The organism is Streptomyces sp. NPDC045026, assembly GCF_056432625.1.
Map to the genome: position 1 here is coordinate 120,866 of NZ_JBWKIS010000013.1, position 20,453 is coordinate 141,318.

General features: G+C 70.0%; 19 protein-coding genes and 1 riboswitch. Of the genes, 10 read left to right on the plus strand and 9 right to left on the minus strand.

Going from position 1 to position 20,453, the window contains the following annotated elements:
* Positions 1 to 19: 19 nt before the first annotated feature.
* Positions 20 to 1,246 (minus strand): ornithine--oxo-acid transaminase, encoded by a 1,227-nt coding sequence (gene rocD, locus AC07EJ_RS26230; RefSeq protein ID WP_389479867.1) that lies wholly within the window; start codon positions 1,244 to 1,246, stop codon positions 20 to 22.
* Between the two features lie 117 nt (positions 1,247 to 1,363).
* Positions 1,364 to 1,450: riboswitch (ZMP/ZTP riboswitch) on the plus strand.
* A 61-nt stretch (positions 1,451 to 1,511) separates the two neighbouring features.
* On the opposite strand from rocD, the gene AC07EJ_RS26235 reads away from it, so the two are divergent.
* A complete protein-coding gene (locus tag AC07EJ_RS26235; RefSeq protein WP_389479869.1) occupies positions 1,512 to 2,960 on the plus strand; it encodes a glycine hydroxymethyltransferase in 1,449 nt (482 codons plus the stop codon).
* Between the two features lie 89 nt (positions 2,961 to 3,049).
* Here the strand turns inward: AC07EJ_RS26235 and AC07EJ_RS26240 are convergent, their stop codons facing one another.
* From AC07EJ_RS26240 to AC07EJ_RS26250, 3 genes are all read right to left on the minus strand, one after another.
* Entirely contained in the window at positions 3,050 to 3,799 is a 750-nt protein-coding gene (locus AC07EJ_RS26240) for a hypothetical protein (protein ID WP_478885026.1), read from the minus strand.
* A 134-nt stretch (positions 3,800 to 3,933) separates the two neighbouring features.
* Positions 3,934 to 4,797: a hypothetical protein gene (locus AC07EJ_RS26245; protein WP_478885027.1), complete on the minus strand. Its 864-nt coding sequence runs from the start codon at positions 4,795 to 4,797 to the stop codon at positions 3,934 to 3,936.
* Positions 4,790 to 5,353 carry an RNA polymerase sigma factor gene (locus tag AC07EJ_RS26250; RefSeq protein WP_478885047.1) on the minus strand — a complete coding sequence of 188 codons (564 nt, stop codon included), beginning with the start codon at positions 5,351 to 5,353 and terminating at the stop codon, positions 4,790 to 4,792. Before AC07EJ_RS26250 ends, AC07EJ_RS26245 begins: the two co-directional genes overlap by 8 nt.
* Before the next feature lie 278 nt (positions 5,354 to 5,631).
* Between AC07EJ_RS26250 and trpS the strand changes: the two genes are divergently transcribed.
* Both trpS and AC07EJ_RS26260 read left to right on the plus strand, forming a co-directional pair.
* Positions 5,632 to 6,645 carry a tryptophan--tRNA ligase gene (trpS, locus tag AC07EJ_RS26255; RefSeq protein WP_389479877.1) on the plus strand — a complete coding sequence of 338 codons (1,014 nt, stop codon included), beginning with the start codon at positions 5,632 to 5,634 and terminating at the stop codon, positions 6,643 to 6,645.
* Between the two features lie 69 nt (positions 6,646 to 6,714).
* Positions 6,715 to 7,296, plus strand: a complete 582-nt coding sequence (locus AC07EJ_RS26260; RefSeq protein WP_389479880.1) for a 2'-5' RNA ligase family protein — start codon at positions 6,715 to 6,717, stop codon at positions 7,294 to 7,296.
* Between the two features lie 36 nt (positions 7,297 to 7,332).
* Here the strand turns inward: AC07EJ_RS26260 and AC07EJ_RS26265 are convergent, their stop codons facing one another.
* Both AC07EJ_RS26265 and AC07EJ_RS26270 read right to left on the minus strand, forming a co-directional pair.
* Positions 7,333 to 8,088: an SDR family NAD(P)-dependent oxidoreductase gene (locus AC07EJ_RS26265; protein WP_389479883.1), complete on the minus strand. Its 756-nt coding sequence runs from the start codon at positions 8,086 to 8,088 to the stop codon at positions 7,333 to 7,335.
* Positions 8,089 to 8,283: 195 nt separating this feature from the next.
* On the minus strand, positions 8,284 to 9,621 hold the full coding sequence (locus tag AC07EJ_RS26270; RefSeq protein ID WP_478885028.1) for an FAD-binding protein: 1,338 nt from the start codon (positions 9,619 to 9,621) through the stop codon (positions 8,284 to 8,286).
* Between the two features lie 351 nt (positions 9,622 to 9,972).
* On the opposite strand from AC07EJ_RS26270, the gene AC07EJ_RS26275 reads away from it, so the two are divergent.
* The 4 genes from AC07EJ_RS26275 (at position 9,973) to AC07EJ_RS26290 (ending at position 13,035) form a co-directional block, all read left to right on the plus strand.
* Positions 9,973 to 10,491: a phosphatase PAP2 family protein gene (locus tag AC07EJ_RS26275; protein WP_389479888.1), complete on the plus strand. Its 519-nt coding sequence runs from the start codon at positions 9,973 to 9,975 to the stop codon at positions 10,489 to 10,491.
* 101 nt (positions 10,492 to 10,592) lie between these two features.
* On the plus strand, positions 10,593 to 11,543 hold the full coding sequence (locus AC07EJ_RS26280; protein ID WP_478885029.1) for a decaprenyl-phosphate phosphoribosyltransferase: 951 nt from the start codon (positions 10,593 to 10,595) through the stop codon (positions 11,541 to 11,543).
* A gap of 119 nt (positions 11,544 to 11,662) precedes the next feature.
* Positions 11,663 to 12,127, plus strand: coding sequence for a GtrA family protein (locus AC07EJ_RS26285; RefSeq protein ID WP_389479893.1), 465 nt, complete (start codon positions 11,663 to 11,665; stop codon positions 12,125 to 12,127).
* Positions 12,115 to 13,035, plus strand: coding sequence for a YihY/virulence factor BrkB family protein (locus AC07EJ_RS26290; RefSeq protein ID WP_389479895.1), 921 nt, complete (start codon positions 12,115 to 12,117; stop codon positions 13,033 to 13,035). Before AC07EJ_RS26285 ends, AC07EJ_RS26290 begins: the two co-directional genes overlap by 13 nt.
* A 103-nt stretch (positions 13,036 to 13,138) precedes the next feature.
* On the opposite strand, the gene AC07EJ_RS26295 is transcribed toward AC07EJ_RS26290, so the two are convergent.
* The gene (locus AC07EJ_RS26295; protein ID WP_478885030.1) at positions 13,139 to 14,506 is read right to left on the minus strand and encodes a D-alanyl-D-alanine carboxypeptidase family protein; all 1,368 of its coding nucleotides are present in this window, start codon (positions 14,504 to 14,506) and stop codon (positions 13,139 to 13,141) included.
* 109 nt (positions 14,507 to 14,615) lie between these two features.
* Here AC07EJ_RS26295 and AC07EJ_RS26300 point away from each other — a divergent pair, with 109 nt between their 5' ends.
* The 3 genes from AC07EJ_RS26300 to AC07EJ_RS26310 all read left to right on the plus strand — a co-directional run bounded on the left by AC07EJ_RS26300 (position 14,616) and on the right by AC07EJ_RS26310 (position 17,932).
* Complete coding sequence (locus AC07EJ_RS26300; protein ID WP_234374403.1) at positions 14,616 to 14,855, plus strand: SCO4848 family membrane protein; 240 nt, start codon at positions 14,616 to 14,618, stop codon at positions 14,853 to 14,855.
* 42 nt (positions 14,856 to 14,897) lie between these two features.
* Positions 14,898 to 16,184: a metallophosphoesterase gene (locus tag AC07EJ_RS26305; protein WP_389479900.1), complete on the plus strand. Its 1,287-nt coding sequence runs from the start codon at positions 14,898 to 14,900 to the stop codon at positions 16,182 to 16,184.
* A 191-nt stretch (positions 16,185 to 16,375) separates the two neighbouring features.
* The gene (locus AC07EJ_RS26310; protein ID WP_478885031.1) at positions 16,376 to 17,932 is read left to right on the plus strand and encodes an ABC transporter substrate-binding protein; all 1,557 of its coding nucleotides are present in this window, start codon (positions 16,376 to 16,378) and stop codon (positions 17,930 to 17,932) included.
* On the opposite strand, the gene AC07EJ_RS26315 is transcribed toward AC07EJ_RS26310, so the two are convergent.
* The gene (locus AC07EJ_RS26315; protein ID WP_478885048.1) at positions 17,865 to 19,460 is read right to left on the minus strand and encodes a sensor histidine kinase; all 1,596 of its coding nucleotides are present in this window, start codon (positions 19,458 to 19,460) and stop codon (positions 17,865 to 17,867) included. The two genes, AC07EJ_RS26310 and AC07EJ_RS26315, sit on opposite strands and share 68 nt — an antisense overlap.
* A gap of 227 nt (positions 19,461 to 19,687) precedes the next feature.
* Positions 19,688 to 20,362, minus strand: coding sequence for a response regulator transcription factor (locus tag AC07EJ_RS26320; RefSeq protein WP_389480071.1), 675 nt, complete (start codon positions 20,360 to 20,362; stop codon positions 19,688 to 19,690).
* Positions 20,363 to 20,453 lie beyond the last annotated feature (91 nt).

Sequence of the window (20,453 nt, forward strand, 5' to 3'; positions counted from 1 at the left end):
TGCCGGAGGCGCGCCCCCATCAGACGGCCAGTACCGCCCGGAGCTGGTCGAGCCCCCAGTCCAGATCCTCCTTGCTGATCACCAGAGGGGGAGCGATCCGGATCGTGCTGCCATGGGTGTCCTTGACCAGGACGCCCTTGTCCATCAACTTCTCCGAGATCTCCCTTCCCGTCCCGCACGACGGATCGATGTCGACCCCCGCCCACAGCCCGCGTCCCCGTACCTGCGTCACCTTGCCCGTGCCCGTCAGTAGCCTGAGCTCCGCGTGCAGATGCTCGCCCAGCTCGGCCGCCCGCTGCTGGAACTCCCCGGTGCGCAGCATCGCGATGACTTCGAGCGCCACCGCACAGGCCAGCGGGTTCCCGCCGAACGTCGACCCGTGCTCACCCGGCTTGAACACCCCGAGCACCTCGCTGCTCGACACCACCGCCGACACCGGCACGACCCCGCCGCCGAGCGCCTTGCCCAGGACGTACATGTCGGGCACCACGCCCTCGTGCTCACAGGCGAACGTCCGCCCCGTCCGCCCGAGTCCCGACTGGATCTCGTCCGCAATGAACAACACGTTCCGCTCGCGGGTCAGCTCCCTTACCGCCGGCAGATATCCGGCCGGTGGTACGAGGACACCTGCCTCGCCCTGGATCGGTTCGAGCAGCACCGCGACGGTGTTCTCCGTGACAGCGCCGCGCAGCGCCGTCAGATCGCCGTACGGCACGATCTCGAACCCCGGCGTGTAGGGACCGAAGTCCGCGCGCGCCTCCTGGTCCGTGGAGAAGCTGACGATCGTCGTGGTGCGCCCATGGAAGTTGTTGCCCGCCACCACGATCTTCGCCCTGCCGTCGAGCACCCCCTTGACCTGATAGCCCCACTTCCTCGCCGTCTTCACGGCGGTCTCCACCGCCTCCGCCCCCGTGTTCATCGGCAGCACCATGTCCATGCCGCACAGCTCCGCGAGCTGGGTGCAGAACTCGGCGAACCGGTCGTGGTAGAAGGCGCGGGACGTCAGCGTCACCCGCTCGAGCTGCGCCTTGGCGGCCTCGATGAGTCTCCGGTTCCCATGGCCGAAGTTGAGAGCCGAGTAGCCGGCGAGCATGTCGAGGTACCGGCGCCCCTCGATATCCGTCATCCACGCCCCCTCCGCCGTAGCGACCACGACGGGCAGCGGATGGTAGTTGTGCGCGCTGTGCGCTTCGGACGCGGTGATGAAGGCTTCCGTTGCGGCATTCGGAGGAGTCACAGCAGTCACGGGATCTCCGTTCTTACAGCTTTGATGACGCGAAGACGTGGGCTTGTGGCCCCTTCCTATCGTCGCTCGCATCGTGGACCAGGAAACCCCGACCTGCGGCGCGCCCGGTAGTGTGGCCCGCAGGGCCGTGACTGGCGCGCTGGGATGGGACTGACCATCGGGGAGCGGCCTGTGAACTGTGTGCCGTGCGCCTGGGCCGACCCGTGAACCTCCCGCTCTCGACCTCGCTCGAGCAGGGGAGGTCCCATCCGTCCGGAGGTCCGTCATGCCAGAGCCCACCCTCTCCACCGAATCCGTAGCGTTCCGCAGCGCCCTCGACGTGATCCGCGCTGTCGAGCCCCGCGTGGCCGACGCCATCGGCCAGGAGATCTCCGACCAGCGCGAGATGCTCAAGCTGATCGCCAGCGAGAACTACGCCTCCCCGGCAACCCTCCTCGCGATGGGCAACTGGTTCAGCGACAAGTACGCCGAGGGCACCATCGGCCGCCGCTTCTACGCCGGCTGCCGCAACGTCGACACCGTCGAGGCCCTCGCCGCCGAACACGCCCGTGAGCTCTTCGGTGCGCGCCACGCCTATGTGCAGCCGCACTCCGGTATCGACGCCAACCTCGTCGCCTTCTGGGCCGTCCTCGCCCAGCGCGTAGAGGCGCCCGCCCTGGAACTGGCCGGCGTCCGCAACGTGAACGACCTCTCCGACGCCGACTGGGCCGAGCTCCGTCAGGCTTTCGGCAACCAGCGCATGCTCGGCATGTCCCTGGACGCAGGCGGTCACCTCACCCACGGCTTCCGCCCGAACATCTCCGGCAAGATGTTCGACCAGCGCAGCTACGGCACCGACCCGCAGACCGGCCTCGTCGACTACGAAGCTCTGCGCGCCACCGCCCGCGACTTCAAGCCGCTGATCATCGTCGCCGGTTACTCCGCGTACCCCCGCCTGGTGAACTTCCGCATCATGCGTGAGATCGCCGATGAGGTCGGGGCGACCCTCATGGTCGACATGGCCCACTTCGCGGGCCTCGTCGCCGGCAAGGTCCTCACCGGCGACTTCGACCCGGTGCCGCACGCCCAGATCGTCACCACGACGACGCACAAGTCGCTGCGCGGCCCGCGCGGCGGCATGGTGCTCTGCGACGACTCGCTCGCCGACCAGGTCGACCGCGGCTGCCCGATGGTCCTCGGCGGTCCGCTGCCCCACGTCATGGCTGCCAAGGCCGTCGCCCTGGCAGAGGCCCGCCGCCCCGAGTTCCGCGAGTACGCCCAGTCCATCGTCGACAACGCGCGTGCCCTCGCCGAAGGCCTGACCCGTCGCGGCGCGACCCTCGTCACGGGCGGCACGGACAACCACCTCAACCTGATCGATGTCGCCACCTCCTACGAGCTCACCGGCCGCCAGGCCGAGAACGCGCTCCTCGACTCCGGCATCGTCACCAACCGCAACTCCATCCCCTCCGACCCGAACGGGGCCTGGTACACGTCCGGTATCCGCATCGGCACGCCCGCCCTGACCACCCGTGGCCTGGGCACTGCGGAGATGGACGAGGTAGCGGGCCTCATCGACCGCGTGCTCACCGCCGCCGAACCGGGCACCACCAGCAAGGGCGCGCCCTCCAAGGCGCAGCACATCCTGGACGAGAAGATCGCCGACGAGGTCTCCGCCCGAGCGGCCGACCTGCTGAGCGGCTTCCCGCTCTACCCGGAAATCGACCTCGCCTGACCCCCTGGCTCCCCTGGCCGGCCCGTCCCAGCCGTACCGACGGGCCGGTCACCGTGTTCTCCCAGCCGTGAGTGCTGGAGGGGTGCCCCTCAGGAGTCGATCAGCTGCTGCCGTGGTTCCGGGTCGGGCGGGGTCCTGCCCGATCCGCGACGCCTCGACAGCCCGCCGGCCAGTGGCCGCAGCCCCAGTGCCAGCGCGCCACCCGCAGCCAGCCCCGGTATTGCCCACCACCAGTCCACCCCGTCGTTCGACCCGGCTGTCGAGGCTCGCTCCGCTGCTGGCTGCCCGACATCATGACCGCCCGCTGCCGGAGCCCCACCGAGCGCTTCCTTGGACCGGTCGGGCGTCTGCCAGGGGATCGGGAAGATCGGGCTCCCGCCCTTTTGGGACCGCTCACCCATGACTCCCAGGTCCTTCAGCAGTGCGCGCAGCTCCGCCGGCTTCCGCGCCTTGTGCCAGTACCCGTTGTACGAGTCCGGCACGTGCGTCGCTGTGTGTATCCAGACGTCCTTCGTGCCCGGCGAGTCCGGATAGACCCGGTCCACCCGCCACGGCAGCACGTCGTGCAACAGCCATGTGACATTGAGCTGACGTCCCACGCCTATGCCCAAGCCGGGCGGCTCCTCCCGTCGCCCCTGGTCCGGCTTGCCCAGGAGACTCTCCAGCGGCCCGTACTTTTTGTCACTGAAGTAGAGCGACGAGCTCTGGCCACTCTCGGGCGACACCACCAGAACGCTCGTCGGTCCGCCCGCCGATGCCTCTGACGCGCTCAACAGCATCGCGGCGAGTGCCGCCGTCAGCGCCACCACCAGCGCGGTCAGCCTTCGTACTGTTCGCATCCGTTCCCCCAGCTGGTTCCGGCGCGGCCCGCCCGTGCCGCTTCACTTCTGGTACACCGCTCGACCCGACCGGGTTCCCATCTTCTGCGCGTGAGTTCCTGGGTGTGTGAGTCCGCCGGCTCAGCCCGCAGACATCAGCGGACGGCGTCCGGCTTCCGAACCGACCGTGCGATCTCCATCGCCCGCTCCCGGGAGTCGACTCCCTCAAGGCGGAACGTCATCTCCTGCCGGCGAGTCCACAGGAGCGTCGGCCCCGCGGTGCGCTCCGACCGGGTCCACCGGTCGCCGTTGCCGTCGAGCATCCAGAAACTGAGCAGATGCGGCTGGGTGAACCACAGCCCTGCGTCCCGGCCGAGGTCGACCCAGCGCGGCTGCATGCGCACCGATTTCGTGTACCCGATGTCGAGCCGCGCCGGGTACTCGTCGAGCCGGATCGTGTGCCCGTCCTCGCGCCAGCACAGCGTGATCAAGAAACGCGACTTCGGTTCCCGCGTCACCGTCACGGCGTCCGGAATCCTCAGTTCGCCCGGCACCAGGGATTGGAATCCGGCTTCTCGTCGGGCCTCACCCAGCGAGAGCGACGTACCGCACCCCGGGACATGAGCACCGGACGACGGCAGCGCCGAGGGGTCGTACCGGACCTCCACCCCACCGAAGCCGAACCAGTCGGCGACCGCTGCCCGCACCGGAGGCGTGAGCACCAGCACGGTCAGCACTCCGCACATCCCCGCCGTGAGCATCCGCCACCGCTTCCGTATCCAAAGGCGAGCCCGCCGCACCCGGACAGGGCGCGCCGCCGGCTCGGTCACCGGTGCCGGAATCGACTCTGCGACTATCTGCGCCAGCACCCGCTCGGCCATCGACTCGGCACCGGGGCCCAGACCGTCCAGGGACCTGCCCAGCGCCCGCAGCTCGTCCGGCAGCCCACGACCCGCGCCGGGCCCGCGCTCCTTGCCGGGGCCGCGGCTCCCGTCGTCCTCGCGACGCGGCTCACTCATGCTCATCACCTCCCTCCCGCGGGTCCAGCTCTGCCGGAAGAATCCGCTTCAACTTCCTCAGCGCACGATTGAGCCTCGACTTCACCGTGCCGCGCGGCCAGCCGAGCGCCTCGGCCGTCTCCGCCTCGTCCATCTCCAGCAGATACCGGTACGTGACGACCAGCCGATGCTCCTCGCTCAGCTCCTCGAGCGCAGCGAGCAACGCCGTACGCCGCTCGTCGTGGACGGCCGCGACCGCCGGATCCGTGGTCTCGGGTATCAGCGGCTGGGCCTCTATCAACGTCGCTTCCCGCCCCACGACCGAACGGTGCCGCACCGCCGAGCGCACTGTGTTCCTCGTCTCATTGGCGACGATCGCGAGCAGCCACGGCTTGAACGACGAGTCGTCCCGAAACCGCCCCAAGGCGCAGTACGCCTTGAAAAAGGCCTGCTGCACCACGTCCTCCGCGTCCGCGCCCGCCCCGAGGGCCCGGGCCGCCCGCAACGCCAGCCCGGTGAAGGCGCGCACCAACACCGCGTACGCCTCCACATCTCCGGCGCGCACGCGAGCGATCACCGCACGCTCGTCGTCGACGACGCGGCCCCCCTCCAGGACCTCCCCCTGTGTCCTCACATCGTTGATACACCGCACCCCGCGTATCGGTTCCCACCCGTCGCACAGGTTTTCCGAACTCGCTCCACAGACAGATCCCAAGGGAGATCCCGAAGCCCCAGGCCCCGGCGATACACCGGGCGGGGTGGGCGGCAGCGCTCCGCGCACGGTTCCGGCACTTGTCGTGCACCCGTCGCCCACCTGTTTCCAACCAATGAGAGACACCTGAGAGAATGAGGAGCATGGCCTCTGATCGTCCCCGCGTGCTCTCCGGAATCCAGCCCACCGCAGGCTCGTTCCACCTCGGCAACTACCTCGGCGCGGTCCGCCAGTGGGTGGCGCTGCAGGAGTCTCACGACGCGTTCTACATGGTTGTGGACCTGCACGCGATCACCGTGCCGCAGGACCCGAAGGAGCTCCGGGCCAACACCCGGCTCGCCGCGGCGCAGCTCCTCGCCGCCGGCCTTGACCCGGAGCGCTGCACGCTGTTCGTGCAGAGCCACGTCCCCGAGCACGCACAGCTCGGCTGGGTCATGAACTGTCTGACGGGCTTCGGCGAGGCCTCCCGCATGACGCAGTTCAAGGACAAGTCCGCCAAGCAGGGCTCCGACCGTGCGACCGTCGGCCTCTTCACGTACCCGATCCTCCAGGTCGCGGACATCCTGCTCTACCAGGCCGACCAGGTGCCCGTAGGTGAGGACCAGCGCCAGCACATCGAGCTGACGCGCGACCTCGCCGAGCGCTTCAACGGCCGCTTCGGCGAGACCTTCACGGTCCCGGCGCCGTACATCCTCAAGGAGACGGCGAAGATCTACGACCTCCAGGACCCGTCGATCAAGATGAGCAAGTCGGCGTCGACGCCGAAGGGCCTCGTCAACCTTCTCGACGAGCCGAAGGTCACGGCCAAGAAGGTCAAGAGCGCGGTCACCGACACCGACACCGTGATCCGGTTCGACCCGGAGAACAAGCCGGGCGTCAGCAACCTGCTCGCCATCTACTCCACCCTCACCGGCACAGGTATCCCGGAACTGGAGCAGAACTACGAGGGCAAGATGTACGGTGCGCTCAAGACGGACCTGGCAGAGGTCATGGTGGACTTCGTGACACCGTTCCGGACCCGCACCCAGGAGTACCTGGACGACCCGGAGACGCTCGACTCGATCCTGGCCAAGGGCGCGGAGAAGGCGCGCGCTGTCGCCGCCGAAACCCTCGCTCAGGCGTACGACAAGGTCGGACTGCTGCCCGCGAAGCACTGAGCCCCAGCCCCGCCTGAACCGGCTTACACAGCCACCCGCCCGCCCGCCACACGACGACAGGAGTACGACGTGGGGACCGTAACGATCGGCGTTTCGATCGCGGTCCCGGAGCCACATGGCAGCCAGCTCCAGGAGCGGCGCGCGGGCTTCGGTGATCCTGCGGCGCACGGCATCCCCACGCACGTCACTCTGCTCCCGCCGACCGAGGTGGAGGGCGGGTCGCTGCCTTCGATCGAGGCCCATCTCGAGGAGGTCGCCGCCGCGGGGCGGAACTTCGCGATGCGGCTCGCGGGGACGGGAACCTTCCGTCCGCTGTCTCCCGTTGTGTTCGTACAGGTCGCCGAGGGCGCCGAGGCCTGTACGTGGCTGCAGAAGCAGGTCCGTGACGCGTCGGGTCCGGTCGCGCGCGAGCTGCAGTTTCCGTATCACCCGCACGTCACGGTGGCGCACGGCATCGCGGAGGAAGCGATGGACCGGGCGTACGAGGAGCTCGCCGGGTACGAGGCGGCCTGGCCATGCACCGGCTTCGCGCTGTACGAGCAGGGCGCCGACGGTATCTGGCGCAAGCTGCGCGAGTTCCCCTTCGGCGGCCCGGCCGTTCCCGCGCAGGGCCCCGACCGCTCGAAGCGGGGCAGACAGCCGGCTCGCTGACGCGAAGCGAGTCGGCCGGTCGTCATCTGACGCGGCTCAGATCGGCAGGCGCCGGAACACCGGACGCGGGACATGCCGCAGGGCCGACATCACCATGCGCAGCGCCCCCGGCACCCACACGGTCTCCGACCGGCGCCTGAGTCCCGTCTCGATGGCCTGTGCCACCGCTTCCGGCGTGGTGGCCATCGGTGCTTCCGCCATGCCCGCCGTCATCTTCGACCGTACGAAGCCGGGGCGGACGACCATCACATGCACGCCGGTCCCGTGCAGTGCGTCGCCGAGGCCCTGCGCGAAGGCGTCCAGGCCGGCCTTGCTCGACCCGTAGATGAAGTTGGACCGCCGGGCCCGCTCACCCGCGACCGACGAGAGCACCACCAGTGAGCCGTGGCCCTGGGACTGCAGGGCGCGGGCGCAGACGAGGCCCGCCGACACCGCGCCGGTGTAGTTGGTCTGCGCGACGCGCACCGCGGACAGCGGCTCGTCCTCGTCGCGGGCCTGGTCGCCGAGGATCCCGAAGGCCAGCAGCACCATGTCGATGTCGCCCTCGGCGAACACCTTGCCCAGCGTCACCTCGTGGGCCTCGGAGTCGAGCGCGTCGAAGGCGACGGTACGGGCGTCGGCGCCCATGTCGCGGAGTTCGGCGGCCGCACGGTCGAGGGCGGGGGACGGACGGCCGGCCAGCCACACCGTTCGGGTCCGCCGGGCCACGAGGCGTCGGGCGGTGGCGAGGGCGATCTCGGAGGTGCCGCCGAGGACGAGCAGGGACTGGGGGGTGCCGAAGGCGTCCTTCATGAGAACCAAACTCCAGAGTGGCGGGACCGAAATCGGTGAGGGCGAGATGGGAACCCGGACGGCCTGAGCGGTGTACCAAAAGTGAATCGGTGCGGAGGGGCCGTGCCGAGTGAGGGGGTATGACGTGCGTGCGATGTGGGGGAGCGGATGGTCGGGACGTGCGGTCCCCGGTCACGCCACCAGGTCCCGTTCCGGTCAGAGTCCGAGGCGCCGGGAGAGATCCGAGCGGAACACGCCGCGCGGGTCCAACTCGGCTCGCAGGGCGCGGAATTCGTCGAGGCGGGGATACATGATCGAGAGCAGTTCGGGCCTTAGCCGCGCGTCCTTGGCGAGGTAGATGCGTCCGCCCGCGGCGGCTACCTCCTCGTCGAGTTCGTCGAGGAACGCGCCGAGCCCCGGCAGGTTCGCGGGAATGTCGAGGGCCAGCGTCCAGCCGGGCATGGGAAAGGACAGCCAGCCGGGATCCCCCTCGCCGAAGCGCTTGAGGACTGCCAGGAAGGAGGGGCACCGGCGCTGCGAGATGCGTTGCACGATGCGGCGAAGAGCTTCCTCCTGGCCGTATCCGACGACGAATTGGTACTGGACGAATCCACTGCGCCCGTAGATCCGATTCCAATGCGGTACGCCGTCGAGGGGGTGGAAGAACGTGGACAGCTTCTGGATCTCGCCGACGCGTGACGTGGGGGCCTTGCTGTACCAGAGCTCGTTGAAGAGGCCGACGGTCCGCCGGCCCAGGAGTCCTTCGGGTACGAATCCGGGCGCGGCCGGAAGCTTTGCGGGGCGGAATGCCAGTGGTGCCCTGCGGGCCCGTGCGGGAACGGTGTCCAGCGGAGCGTGATCACCGCGGGTGAGTACCGAGCGGCCCATCGACGCTCCGCGGGCCAGGAGGTCGATCCACGCGACTGAGTAGCGGTAGAGGTGATCGGTGTCGGTGAGGCGGGCCATCAAGTCGTCTAGGTCAACGGCACGTTCGGTGTCGACCGACATGAACGAGGTTTCGACAGGGAGGAGTTGGATGGTGGCCGTGAGGATGATTCCAGTGAGCCCCATACCGCCGGCCGTGGCGTCGAACAGCTCGCTGCCGCGGTCGACGATCCGCACTTCACCGTCAGCAGTGAGCAGTTCCAGAGCGAGCACGTGGCGGGAGAACGAGCCCGAGACGTGGTGGTTCTTGCCGTGGATATCGGCGCCGATCGCGCCGCCCACCGTGACGTAGCGGGTGCCGGGGGTCACCGGGACGAACCAGCCCAGGGGGAGGAGGACTTCCATGAGGTGGTGCAGAGAGACGCCCGCATCGCACAGCACGGTCCCGCCGGACGCGTCGATCGCGTGAATGCGGTCCAGGCCGGTCATGTCCAGGACGCTGCCGCCTGCGTTCTGTGCCGCGTCTCCGTAAGCCCGGCCCAGGCCGCGGGCGATGTTGCCCCGGTGGCCCGACGTCCCGCACGCACGGACGATGGCTGCCGCCTCGGCGTAGGAGCGGGGGCACACGATGCGGGCGGCGGTGGGTGCGGTGCGGCCCCAGCCGGTCATGGGGACGGTGTCGAGGACGCCGCCGGAGCGACTGCCTGGGACAGGCGACTCGTCGGGGGGAGTGCTGGGTCCTTGGGCGGTCGGCGAGACGGGCGCAGGTGCGGGCGCAGTCGTGGGCGCAGGGGTGGACGGCGCGGCAGGGACGGCTGAGCCGGTAGGTGTGACACCAGGGGTGGCGGGGGGTGTGCGGGCGGTGAGTGGAGCGGGATCAGCAGCCATGAATGCGACCGTATCGCCCATAGATGCGGCCTTCGCCCTAAACAAACCAAGCCCTCACCGAAATGGGTGATTGAACGGGTGTCACCCCAAATTGTCTGAGTTATGCGGGTTTTGGCCCGCAGAGTGAGCCACATGGACGATATGGACCGCCGATTGCTGTCGGCATTGCGCGACTGCGGTATGGACCGGCGAGTGGCAGCGGCCGCGCGCGCACTGTCCTGGAGCGGGGAGCACGGAGCGCTCTGGCTCGGCACGGGGCTGCTGGGGGCAGCGGTTGACCGGGAGCGGCGGGGGGCGTGGCTGCGCGGTACGGCGCTGACGGCCGCGGCTCACCTGGCCAGCATGGGGGTCAAGCGGGTCGTCCGAAGGCCGCGGCCGGGAACGGAGATCGGTGGGGAACCGCTCGTGCGGACGGCGGGGCGGCACTCCTTCCCCAGTTCGCACGCGGCTTCGGCGGCAGCTGCCGCGGTCGCGTACGGGGCGTTGCGGCCGGCGGGGGCGCGGCTCGTCCCGCCGTTGGCGGCGGCGATGTGCGTCTCGCGCATGGTCGTCGGGGTGCACTACCCGTCGGACGTGGCTGCTGGGGCGGCGCTCGGGGTAGTCACCGCGCGGCTCGGTGCTCATTGGGTGGCCGGGGGTGCCCGGCGATGACGGAACGGACTGAGCGACGGGAAGGGGTGGGGAACGTGATGGGCGCGGGGGAAGCGGGAGACGGGCCGGCGTTGGCACATGCGTCCGCCCGAGGGCGGCGAGTGTCGACCGCGGCGTTGTTGGAACGGCCGCGGGAGCAGTCCGTGCCGGGGCCACGCGCGGCGACGACGCCCGGACTGGCGGCCGGGCTGTTGAGGACGGCGAGGCCTCGGCAATGGGTGAAGAACGTGCTGGTCGTGGCCGCGCCCGCGGCGGCCGGTGAGCTGTTCTCGTGGCACGCGGCAGCACAACTGACGCTGGTCTTCCTGCTGTTCACGGCCGCCGCCTCAGCGGTGTATCTGATCAACGACGCGCGGGACGCCGAGGCGGACCGGGCACACCCGGTCAAGCGGAACAGGCCCGTTGCCGCGGGGTACGTGCCGGTGGCGGTGGCCTACGCCGTCGGGGGCGGGCTCGCGGCTCTCGCGCCACTGGTGGCCGCTGCGCTGTGCACCCCCATCACGGCGGTGCTGCTGACGGCCTACGTCGGGATGCAACTGGCGTACTGCATCAGCCTCAAGCACGTTCTCGTCGTCGATCTCGTCGTGGTGTCCACCGGGTTCCTGATGAGGGCCATGATCGGCGGGCTCGCACTGGGGATTCCGCTGTCGCGGTGGTTCCTGATCACGACAGGGTTCGGGGCGCTGTTCATGGTGTCGGCCAAGCGGTACTCCGAGGCCGTGCAGATGGCCGGGAAGGCCGGGGCTACGCGGGCCTTGCTGACGGAGTACACGACCGGCTATCTGCGGTTCGTCTGGCAGCTTGCCGCAGGGGTGGCCGTTCTCGCCTACTGCCTGTGGGCCATGGAGGAGGGCGGGGTGGCGAGAGCCAGCGTGCTGCCGTGGAGACAGCTGTCGATGGTGGCCTTCATCCTCGCCGTCCTGCGCTATGCGGTCTTCGCCGACCGTGGCACGGCGGGAGAGCCGGAGGACGTCGTTCTGCGGGACAGAGCGCTGGCTGTGATCGGGCTGGTGTGGGTGGCGATGTACGGGCTCGCGGTCGCCAACTGGTGAGTGTGCCGAGTGGGAGCGCGTCGGGCGAGGGGGTGCGCGGGGAAGGCGCGCCCCGAGAGGGCGCGCCTAGTGGAGACGTGGGGGATGAGCTGTCGTGGTGGGTTCGGCGGTGGTGGTGGATGAAAGGGCTGGGACGCGAGCTGGTGGGGTTCGCGATTGTGGGGAGCTGCGCGTACGTCGTCGACCTGGGGCTCTTCGTGTGGCTGCGGGGGCCGCTCGGATGGGATCCGATCACCGCCAAGTCACTGTCGTTCCTGGCCGGTTGCACGGTCGCGTACGCGGGGAACGCGCTCAGTACCTATCGGCGGGCGGCGGTAGGGGTGCCACGGCTGCGGCAGTACGGGGTGTTCTTCGCGGTCAATGTGGCGGGGGCACTGGTGCAGTTGTTGTGTCTCGCCGTGTCGCATTACGGGCTCGGGCTCACGTCGCAGCGCGCGGACACGGTGTCCGGGGCGGGCCTGGGCATGGCGATGGCCACGGTTTTGCGGTTCTGGGGTACCCGGACCCTGGTCTTCCGGGTGGTGAGTCCGGCAAGACGTGCGAGAAGGGTCAGGGAGGGCAGGCTCGGATCATGGACTGGCTGAAAAGACTTCCCGGCATCGGGCCGATCGTCGAACGGCTCATGCGCACGCACGGCTGGTGCGCCTACGAGCGGCTCGACCAGGTGCACTGGACGCGGCTCGCGGCAGCGATGACGTTCATCAGCTTCCTGGCGCTGTTCCCGCTGCTGACGGTGGCCGCGGCGATCGCGGCCGGCACGCTCAGCACGGAGCGGCAGAAGACGCTGCAGGACAAGATCGCGGAGCAGGTGCCCGGCATCTCGGACCAGTTGGACCTGGGGGGTCTCGTCGCGAACGCGGGCACGGTGGGTCTGGTGGCGGGGGCGTTGCTGCTCTTCACCGGCATCGGGTGGGTCGGCTCGATAAGAGAGTGCCTGCGCACCGTCTGGGAGTTGGAGGACCCGGAGGAGAACCCGGTCATGCGCAAGGTCACGGACACCGGGGTCCTGGTGGGGCTGGGTGGGGCCGGGCTTGCCTCGCTGGCGGCGTCGATGCTCGCCTCGACCGCCGTGGGGTGGACGGCGGATCAGCTAGGCATCGTCCATGGCGGATGGGGCGGCGCGCTGCTCAGAGCGGTGGCATTCGCGATCGCCGTGCTCGCGGACTTCCTGCTGCTGCTCTATGTGCTGACGCTGTTGCCGGGGGTTCACCCGCATCGGCGGGAGCTGGTGACGGCGGCGCTGATCGGGGCGGCGGGGTTCGAGCTGCTGAAGCTGTTGCTGGGCAGCTATATGAAGGAGGTGGCGTCGAAGAGCATGTACGGGGCGTTCGGTACGCCGGTGGCCCTGATGCTCTGGATCAACTTCACGGCGAAGTTGCTGCTGTTCTGCGCGGCCTGGACGGCCACGCGGGGGCGGTCCGACTCGGAAGTGCCGGACGAGGCCGAGCCGGGGGTGGAACCGCCGGGGGCGGCGCGGGCCGGCGCCGCCTGAGCCGGACGGCGGAGGCGCATCCGGGCCGGAATGACGGTGGCTCCCGGGCCGCCCGGGGGTACCACCCCGGGCCGGATGGCGGTGGCACCCCCGGGCGGGCCCGTCAGCGTCGGGGGATGCGGCGTACCAGTTCGGGCAGGGGCCAGCGGCGGTTGACGAGGAAGGCAGCTCCGGCCAGGAGGATCAGCGCGCCGCCCGTGATGGCCAGGGCGATACCGATGCCGCTGGTGCCGTTCTGGACGGAGGCGTGAGCGGTCGACGCCTTACCGGGTGCGGCACCTTCCTTGTCGCCCTTCGGGCTGGCGGAGGAGCCGGCGGCGTCGCCGGTGTCGGCGCTCTTCGGTGGGACGAGCTGTCCCACCGGGGTGACCTTGCCGTCGGACTGGAAACCCCAGTCGAGGAGTCGGGCCGCCTCCTGGTAGACCGCCTGGTTCTCGCCGGAGTCGGGGTTCATGACGGTGACGAGGAGGACTTTGTTGTTGCGTTCGGCGACGCCGGTGAAGGTGGCGCCGGCGTTGGTGGTGTTGCCGTTCTTGACCCCGGCGATGCCCTTGTAGGGGTCGAGGCCCATGTCGCCGGTGATGAGCCGGTTGGTGTTCTGGATCTGGAAGGAGCCGGTGGTCTTGCCCTTCTTCTGCGACTCGGGGAACTTCGCGGTCGCCGTCGCGCAGTACTCGCGGAAGTCCTTCTTCTGCAGGCCCGAGCGGGCGAAGAGGGTGAGGTCGTAGGCGGAGGAGACCTGGCCGGGGAAGTCGTAGCCGTCGGGGCTGACCACGTGGGTGTCGAGGGCCTGGAGCTCGTCGGCGTGGGACTGCATGTCCTTGACGGTCTGCGGGACACCGCCGTTGAGGGCGGACAGGACGTGAACCGCGTCGTTGCCGGAGCGGAGGAACACGCCGAGCCACAGGTCGTGGACGGTGTAGGTGTAGCCCTCCTTGACGCCGACCATGCTGGAGCCCTCGCCGATGCCGGCCAGGTCCGAGGGGACGACCTTGTGCGTCTGCGTCTTGGGGAACTTCGGGAGGACCGTGTCGGCGAAGAGCATCTTGAGAGTGCTGGCCGGGGGCAGCCGCCAGTGCGCGTTGTGCGAGGCGAGAACCTGGCCCGACTCGGCGTCCGTGACGATCCAGGAGCGAGCGCTCAGATCCTTGGGCAGGACGGGGGCGCCGTTCGCCAGATTCACCTGTGTGCCCGGCTTGCCCAGCTGCGTGCCGCCCACTGTCGACATCGAGGCCGGTGGCTTCGCCTTGCCTTTGCCGGACCCCGGCTTGTCGTCGGCCAGTGCGGGTGAGGCGCAGCAGACCGAGACGAGAGTGGCGGAGGCGGCGACCGTGGCGGCGACGGCGGACCATCGCCCGGCACGCCGAGGACCGGAACGCTTCAGACCAGAACGCTTCAGACCGGAGCGCTCAAAACAGGACTCGGTCTTGGCGGAGGTGGTCGTGAAATACGACTCATTCGAGGCAGGCACGGTCGTGAACGTACATGGCTGGGGTTGGTAAGTCTCCGCCGAGGTGTCCTGTGTCTCCGGCCCCCCACCCCGGCGGCGGTGCGGAACGAGGACTGGCGATACTGAGGGCATGAAGCTCAGCCGCCCCGTCTCCTGGTTCCTGCTCGCCTTCGGTGTCTGGAGCTGGGTCATCTGGGTCACTTTCGTCAAGAACCTGTGGAAGGACGGGAGCGGGCTTGCCTTCGACGACGCCGGCGACCCGACCGCCTACTTCTGGGTGCACCTGACGCTCGCCGTTGTCTCCTTTGTCTTGGGGACGGTGGTTGGGGTCATCGGGTTCCGCGGACTGCGTGCCCTGCGCCGGGCGTGACGTGAAGAACACCGCGACGAACACAACGGGGGGAGCGGCGTTGTGATCGCCGTCTTTGTGATCGCAGGGCTTGTGTTGCTCGCGGCGTTCGCCGGTCTGCACTGGTACGCGTGGCGCCGCTTGGTGCGCGACACCACGGCGCGCGCAGGTCTTGCGCGGCGTGCGGGCACGGTCGTGTTCGTCGCGGGGCCGTTGCTGATGTTCGCGGCGGTGGCGAGTGAGCGGGCCGGTGCGTCGTTCTGGCTGCAGCAGGTCCTGTCCTGGCCCGGGTACCTGTGGATGGCCTTCTCCATCTATCTGGTCCTCGCGGTCCTCGCCGGCGAAGTGGTGCGTCCTCTGTTGCGGCGTTACCTCGACCGCAGGTCCGCGCCGGGCGGCGCGGAGTCGGGGCCTGTGCAGGAACCCGTACTGGTTCCGGCGCGTGAGCCCGACGAACACACCTCAAAGCCCACCTCCACCCCCACTCCCAACCCCACGCCCGTCACTCCATCGGCTCCGTCCGACCCCTCTCGTCGGCTCTTCGTCTCCCGGGTCGTCGGTGGTGCCGCCGTCGTCGCGGCCACCGGGATCGTCGGGAACGGTGCGTACGGCGTGCTGCGGGGGCCGAAGGTGAAGCGGGTCACGGTTCCGCTGGCCCGGCTGCCGCGTTCGGCGCACGGGTTCAGGATCGCGGTCGTCAGCGACATCCACCTGAGCCCGGTACTGGGCCGGGGGTTCGCCCAGCGGGTGGTCGACACGATCAACTCCACGCAGCCCGACCTGATCGCCGTCGTCGGAGACCTGGTCGACGGCAGTGTCGAGGACCTGGCGCCGGCCGTCGCACCGCTCGCGGGGCTGCGGGCCCGGCACGGCACGTACTTCGTGACGGGCAACCACGAATACTTCTCGGGCGCCGAGCCGTGGGTCGAGCACGTCCGTGAGATCGGCCTGCGGCCTCTGGAGAACGCCCGCGTGGAGCTGAGCGCGTTCGACCTGGCCGGGGTGAACGACGTGACCGGCGAGAGCTACGGCGACGGGCCCGACTACGACAAGGCGCTCGGTGACCGCGACCCCGGCCGCGCCGCCGTCCTCCTCGCCCACCAGCCCGTGATGATCCACGAGGCGGTCAAGCACGGCGTCGACCTCCAGCTCTCGGGTCACACCCACGGCGGCCAGCTCTGGCCGGGCAACTTCATCGCCGACGCGGCGAACCCGACGCTCGCGGGCCTGGAGCGGTACGGCGACACGCAGCTGTACGTGAGCCGGGGCGCCGGCGCGTGGGGCCCGCCGGTCCGGGTGGGAGCGCCGTCGGACATCACGGTCGTCGAGCTGGCGTCGAAGCGGGCGTGAGGTGGGGGCCGGGAGGTACGAGGTACCTCCCGGCCCGCTACCAGGCGCTGCCCGTCCCGAAACAGGCTCGAAACCCCCTTGTTCACAAGCCGCTCACAGGGTTCCGCTGGGCCTTCGAAACCTCATCACCTCCTCTTCCCACGGCTGAAACTCCTGTGATTCAGTGATCCACGTCACTGGGGAGGGGCGCGATGCGGTCGATTCGCATGCGGGTTTTTGCGACGTTCATAGTGCTTGCCGCTGCCGGAGCCGGCGCCTGGCAGCTACTTCCGGACCGGGACGAGCCGGGGAAGACGATCACCGTCGGGACGACCGACGCCGTGACGTCGCTCGATCCGGCCGGTGCGTACGACGCCGGATCATGGGCGCTGTACAGCAACGTGTTCCAGTCACTCCTGACGTTCGACGCGGGTGGCGCCGTGCCCGTGCCGGATGCCGCGGAGCACTGCGGGTTCGTCGGCCAGGGGCTGCGCACCTACCGTTGCGAGCTGCGTGACGGACTGACCTTCCCGAGTGGTCGCGCGGTCACGGCCAAGGACGTGAAGTTCTCCTTCGACCGGGTCAAGGCCATCGACTCGCCGGTTGGCCCGTCGACCCTGCTCGACACGCTCGACAAGGTCGAGACGAGCGGGGCGCGGACGGTGACCTTCCAGCTGTCCTCGCCCGACGCGACGTTCCCGTTCAAGGTCGCCACGGGCGCCGGTTCCATCGTCGACAGCACCCAGTACCCGGCGCACAGCCTGCGCACCCGTACCCGCGTCGACGGCACCGGTCCCTACAGCCTCAGCTCGTACGCGCCGGGAAAGCAGGCGAAGCTCGTCCCCAACTCCCGCTACCAGGGCGCCGTCAAGAACGTCGGCAAGCCCACCACCCTGCGCTACTTCAAGGACTCGGCCGCCCTCGAGTCCGCGTGGAAGGCCCGTACGGTCGACGTCGCCGCGCGACAGCTGCCGCCCGCGCTGCTCGCCTCGTACGCGCCGAGCGACAAGGGGGAGCGGCTCACCGAGGTCGAGAGCGCGGAGACCCGCAATCTCGTCCTCAATGTGCGGACCGGCCGCCCGTTGCACGACCGGCGGGTGCGGCAGGCCCTCGCCACGCTCCTCGACCGGGACCGGCTGGTCGCCTCGACGTACCAAGGCACCGTCGACTCTCTCTACTCCGTGATCCCGCGCGGCATCACCGGGCACACGACCGCGTTCTTCGACGCGTATCCGAAGCCGGACGCCGCCCGTGCGCGCACGCTGCTCCAGGAGGCCGGGGTGAGTACGCCGGTCCGCTTCGAGTTCGCGTACTCGCGCGGCGCCGCGTCCGCGTCGGAGGCGAAGGAGATCAAGCGGCAGCTGGAGGCGAGCGGGCTGTTCAAGGTGAGTCTGCGCTACTACGAGTGGACCGACTTCCAGAGGCGGTACGCGAGCGGGAAGCTCGACGCGTACGCGGTCGGGTGGCTGCCGGACTTCCCTGATCCGGACACGTTCACCGCGCAGCTGGTGCGCACCGGGTCCGGCATGCACAACGGGTACAGCAGCAAAGAGGTCGACGGCCTGATCCAGGCCAGTCAGCAGTACGAGGACCGCAGCCGCACGATGGGCGACTTCCGCAAGCTCCAGGAGGCGGTCGCGCGCGACGTTCCGCTCATCCCGCTGTGGCAGCGCAAGGAGTACGTGCTGAGTACGGAGGACATCACCGGCGGGCAGTATCTGTCGGACGGGACCGGGGTGTTCCGGCTGTGGCAGCTCGGCTGGATCTGACCGGCTCCGACGAGGAGGCCGCCTCACTCGCGGGAACTTCAGTCGCGGGACCTTCACTCGCTGGAACCTCGCTCGCGGGAATCCCCTCAGCCACAGCCGAGCCCACAGGTCCCTCGCCCGCAGGCAGGACCACCGTCACCCGCACCCCCGCCCCCGGAGCCGTTCGCACGGACACCTCTCCGCCGTGGGCCGACACCACCCCCTCCACGATCGCCAGGCCCAGACCGCTGCCCGCGCCGCCACCCGCCCGGAAGAAGCGGTCGAAGATCCGTGCCGCGTCCTCCTCAGCGAGTCCGGGCCCCTCGTCGGCCACGCTCAGCCGGACGGTCCCGTCCGCGCGTTCGAGCGTGACGCTGACCGGGGCGTCCTCCGGTGTGTGGGTGCGCACGTTGGCGAGGAGGTTCCCGAGGACCTGGCGCAGGCCCGACTCGTCGGCGCGGACGAGCAGCGCGCCGTCCGCGGTGACCTGGACCGGCCGGTCCGGCTGCTGCACGCGCAGGTCGTCGGCCGCCTCGCGGACCAGCCGGCTCAGGTCGACGTTCCGCAGGCGCAGTTCGGGTCCCTGGTCGAGGCGGGCCAGGGTGAGGAGCTCGTCGACGAGGCGGCCCATGCGGTCGGCCTCGGCGTGGACCCGGCGCAGGGCGCGGGCGCGTTCGGCCGGGTCGCGGAGCATCCCCTTGTCGTAGAGCTGGAGGTAGCCGCGGATCGCCGCCAGTGGCGTGCGCAGTTCGTGGGAGGCGTCGGCGACGAACCGTCGCAGTTGCGCGGAGCTGCGCTCACGGGTCTCGAAAGCCGCTTCGACCTGGTGGAGCATGGAGTTGAGGGCGAGCCGCAGCTGTTCGACCTCCAGGGCGGTGTCGTGGTGCGGCGGCACGCGCCGTGCGAGGTCGCCGTCGGCGATGGCCGACGCGGTCTCGACCATGTCTTCGAGGGGCCGCATCCGATGGCTGACGCCGATCATCGTGAGGACGGCGAGCAGCGCGAGCAGCCCCGTGCCGAGGGCGATGTCGAGCCTGAGGGCCTTGTGGATGCCGGTCCGGACGTTGGCCGTCGAGGTGGCGAGCAGCACGGTCGTGCCGTCGGCGAGGCGGGCGCCCACCGCGCGGTACGGGTCGCCGTGCACGGTGACGTCGCGCGGCTCGTCGGCGGTGGCGAGGGCCTTCGGGTCGTCGACCGCGGAGGCGAGGTCGCGCTGGCGGGCGGTGGGGCGCAGGGCGCCGACGGTGATGGGCTCGCCGGCCCGGTCGACGGCAACGAACACGGTTTCGTTGCGCGGCAGTGAACTCGCGCCCGCGTCCTTCGAGTTGGGTCCGGGGGAGAGTTTGTCGATGGCGATGCCCAGTTCGCTGAGCGACTCGATCTGTTTGAGGGTGAGGCCGGTGCGCTGGAGCGAGGTGCGTGACGAGGTCAGCTCGGCGTCGACGTTCGCGAGGAGGTAGTGACGCATCCCCATGAGGCTGACGGCGGTCGCGGCGACGATGCCGAGGGCGAGCAGGGCGACGTTGACGAGGGTGAGTTTGGCGCGCAGGGAGTGGAACCGCCGGCTTCGGCCGGCCGCCTGCCCGCGGCGCTCGCGGAACGGCCCGCGGTGCTCGCGGAACGGCCCGCGGTGCTCGCGGAACGGCCTGCGGCGCTCGCGGAACGGCCTGCGGCGCTCGCGGAACGGCCCGCGGCGCTCACGGAACGGCCCGCGGAGGCCATGGACCCGCCCGCGTCGGCCGCGAAGGCCTTCACCCGCGCCCCGCCGCGCCCCGTTCACGCCCCACCCGCAAGCCCGTAACCGACCCCCCGCCGCGTCGTGATCAACGGCGGCCCCAGCGCTTCGAGTTTGCGCCGCAGGTAGCTGATGTAGGTCTCGACGACGGTCGACTCGGCGACGTGCTCGTACTGCCATACGTGCCGCAGGAGTTGTTCCTTGGGCACGACGCGGCCGCCGTTGCGCACGAGGAAGCGCAGGAGCGCGTACTCGGTGGGCGTGAGCTGGACCGTGCGGCCCGAGCGGTGGACGGTGTAGGCGGTCTCGTCGAGTTCGAGGTCGCCGTAGCGCAGCGGCGGGCGTTCGGGCAGGACGTCGGCGGGCCGGGTGCGGCGCAGGACGGCGCCCAGCCTGGCCACGACCTCGTCGATGTTGAACGGCTTGGTGATGTAGTCGTCGCCGAAGCCGAGCGCGCCCACGATCTCGGCGGGGGCGTCGCGAGCGGTCAGGAAGACGAGGGCCAGATCAGGCCTGCGCGCTCGCAGTTCGCGTCCGAGCGCCCGGCCGTCGCCGTCGGGCAGCATCACGTCGAGGAGCGCGGCGTCGGGCCGGGTGCGCGTGGCGAGGGCGAGGGCCTCGCGGACGGTACCCGCGGTCATGACCTCGAAGCGGTGGTAGCGCAGGGTTATCGCGAGGACGTCGGCGATGCTCGGCTCGTCCTCGACGATGAGCACGGTGGCCCCAGCGGGGTGCTCCGCGTTGCTCACGGGCCCGGCGTTCGCATGCCCACCATCCGCATGCCCACCATCCGCATACCCACCCGAG

Coding starts and splice junctions, on each gene's coding strand:
- AC07EJ_RS26235 (WP_389479869.1), top strand. CDS start 1,512: ATGCCAGAGCCCACCCTCTCCACCGAATCCGTAGCGTTCCGCAGCGCC.
- AC07EJ_RS26240 (WP_478885026.1), bottom strand. CDS start 3,799: ATGCGAACAGTACGAAGGCTGACCGCGCTGGTGGTGGCGCTGACGGCG.
- AC07EJ_RS26245 (WP_478885027.1), bottom strand. CDS start 4,797: ATGAGTGAGCCGCGTCGCGAGGACGACGGGAGCCGCGGCCCCGGCAAG.
- trpS (WP_389479877.1), top strand. CDS start 5,632: ATGGCCTCTGATCGTCCCCGCGTGCTCTCCGGAATCCAGCCCACCGCA.
- AC07EJ_RS26265 (WP_389479883.1), bottom strand. CDS start 8,088: ATGAAGGACGCCTTCGGCACCCCCCAGTCCCTGCTCGTCCTCGGCGGC.
- AC07EJ_RS26270 (WP_478885028.1), bottom strand. CDS start 9,621: ATGACCGGCTGGGGCCGCACCGCACCCACCGCCGCCCGCATCGTGTGC.
- AC07EJ_RS26275 (WP_389479888.1), top strand. CDS start 9,973: ATGGACGATATGGACCGCCGATTGCTGTCGGCATTGCGCGACTGCGGT.
- AC07EJ_RS26285 (WP_389479893.1), top strand. CDS start 11,663: ATGAAAGGGCTGGGACGCGAGCTGGTGGGGTTCGCGATTGTGGGGAGC.
- AC07EJ_RS26290 (WP_389479895.1), top strand. CDS start 12,115: ATGGACTGGCTGAAAAGACTTCCCGGCATCGGGCCGATCGTCGAACGG.
- AC07EJ_RS26300 (WP_234374403.1), top strand. CDS start 14,616: ATGAAGCTCAGCCGCCCCGTCTCCTGGTTCCTGCTCGCCTTCGGTGTC.
- AC07EJ_RS26310 (WP_478885031.1), top strand. CDS start 16,376: ATGCGGTCGATTCGCATGCGGGTTTTTGCGACGTTCATAGTGCTTGCC.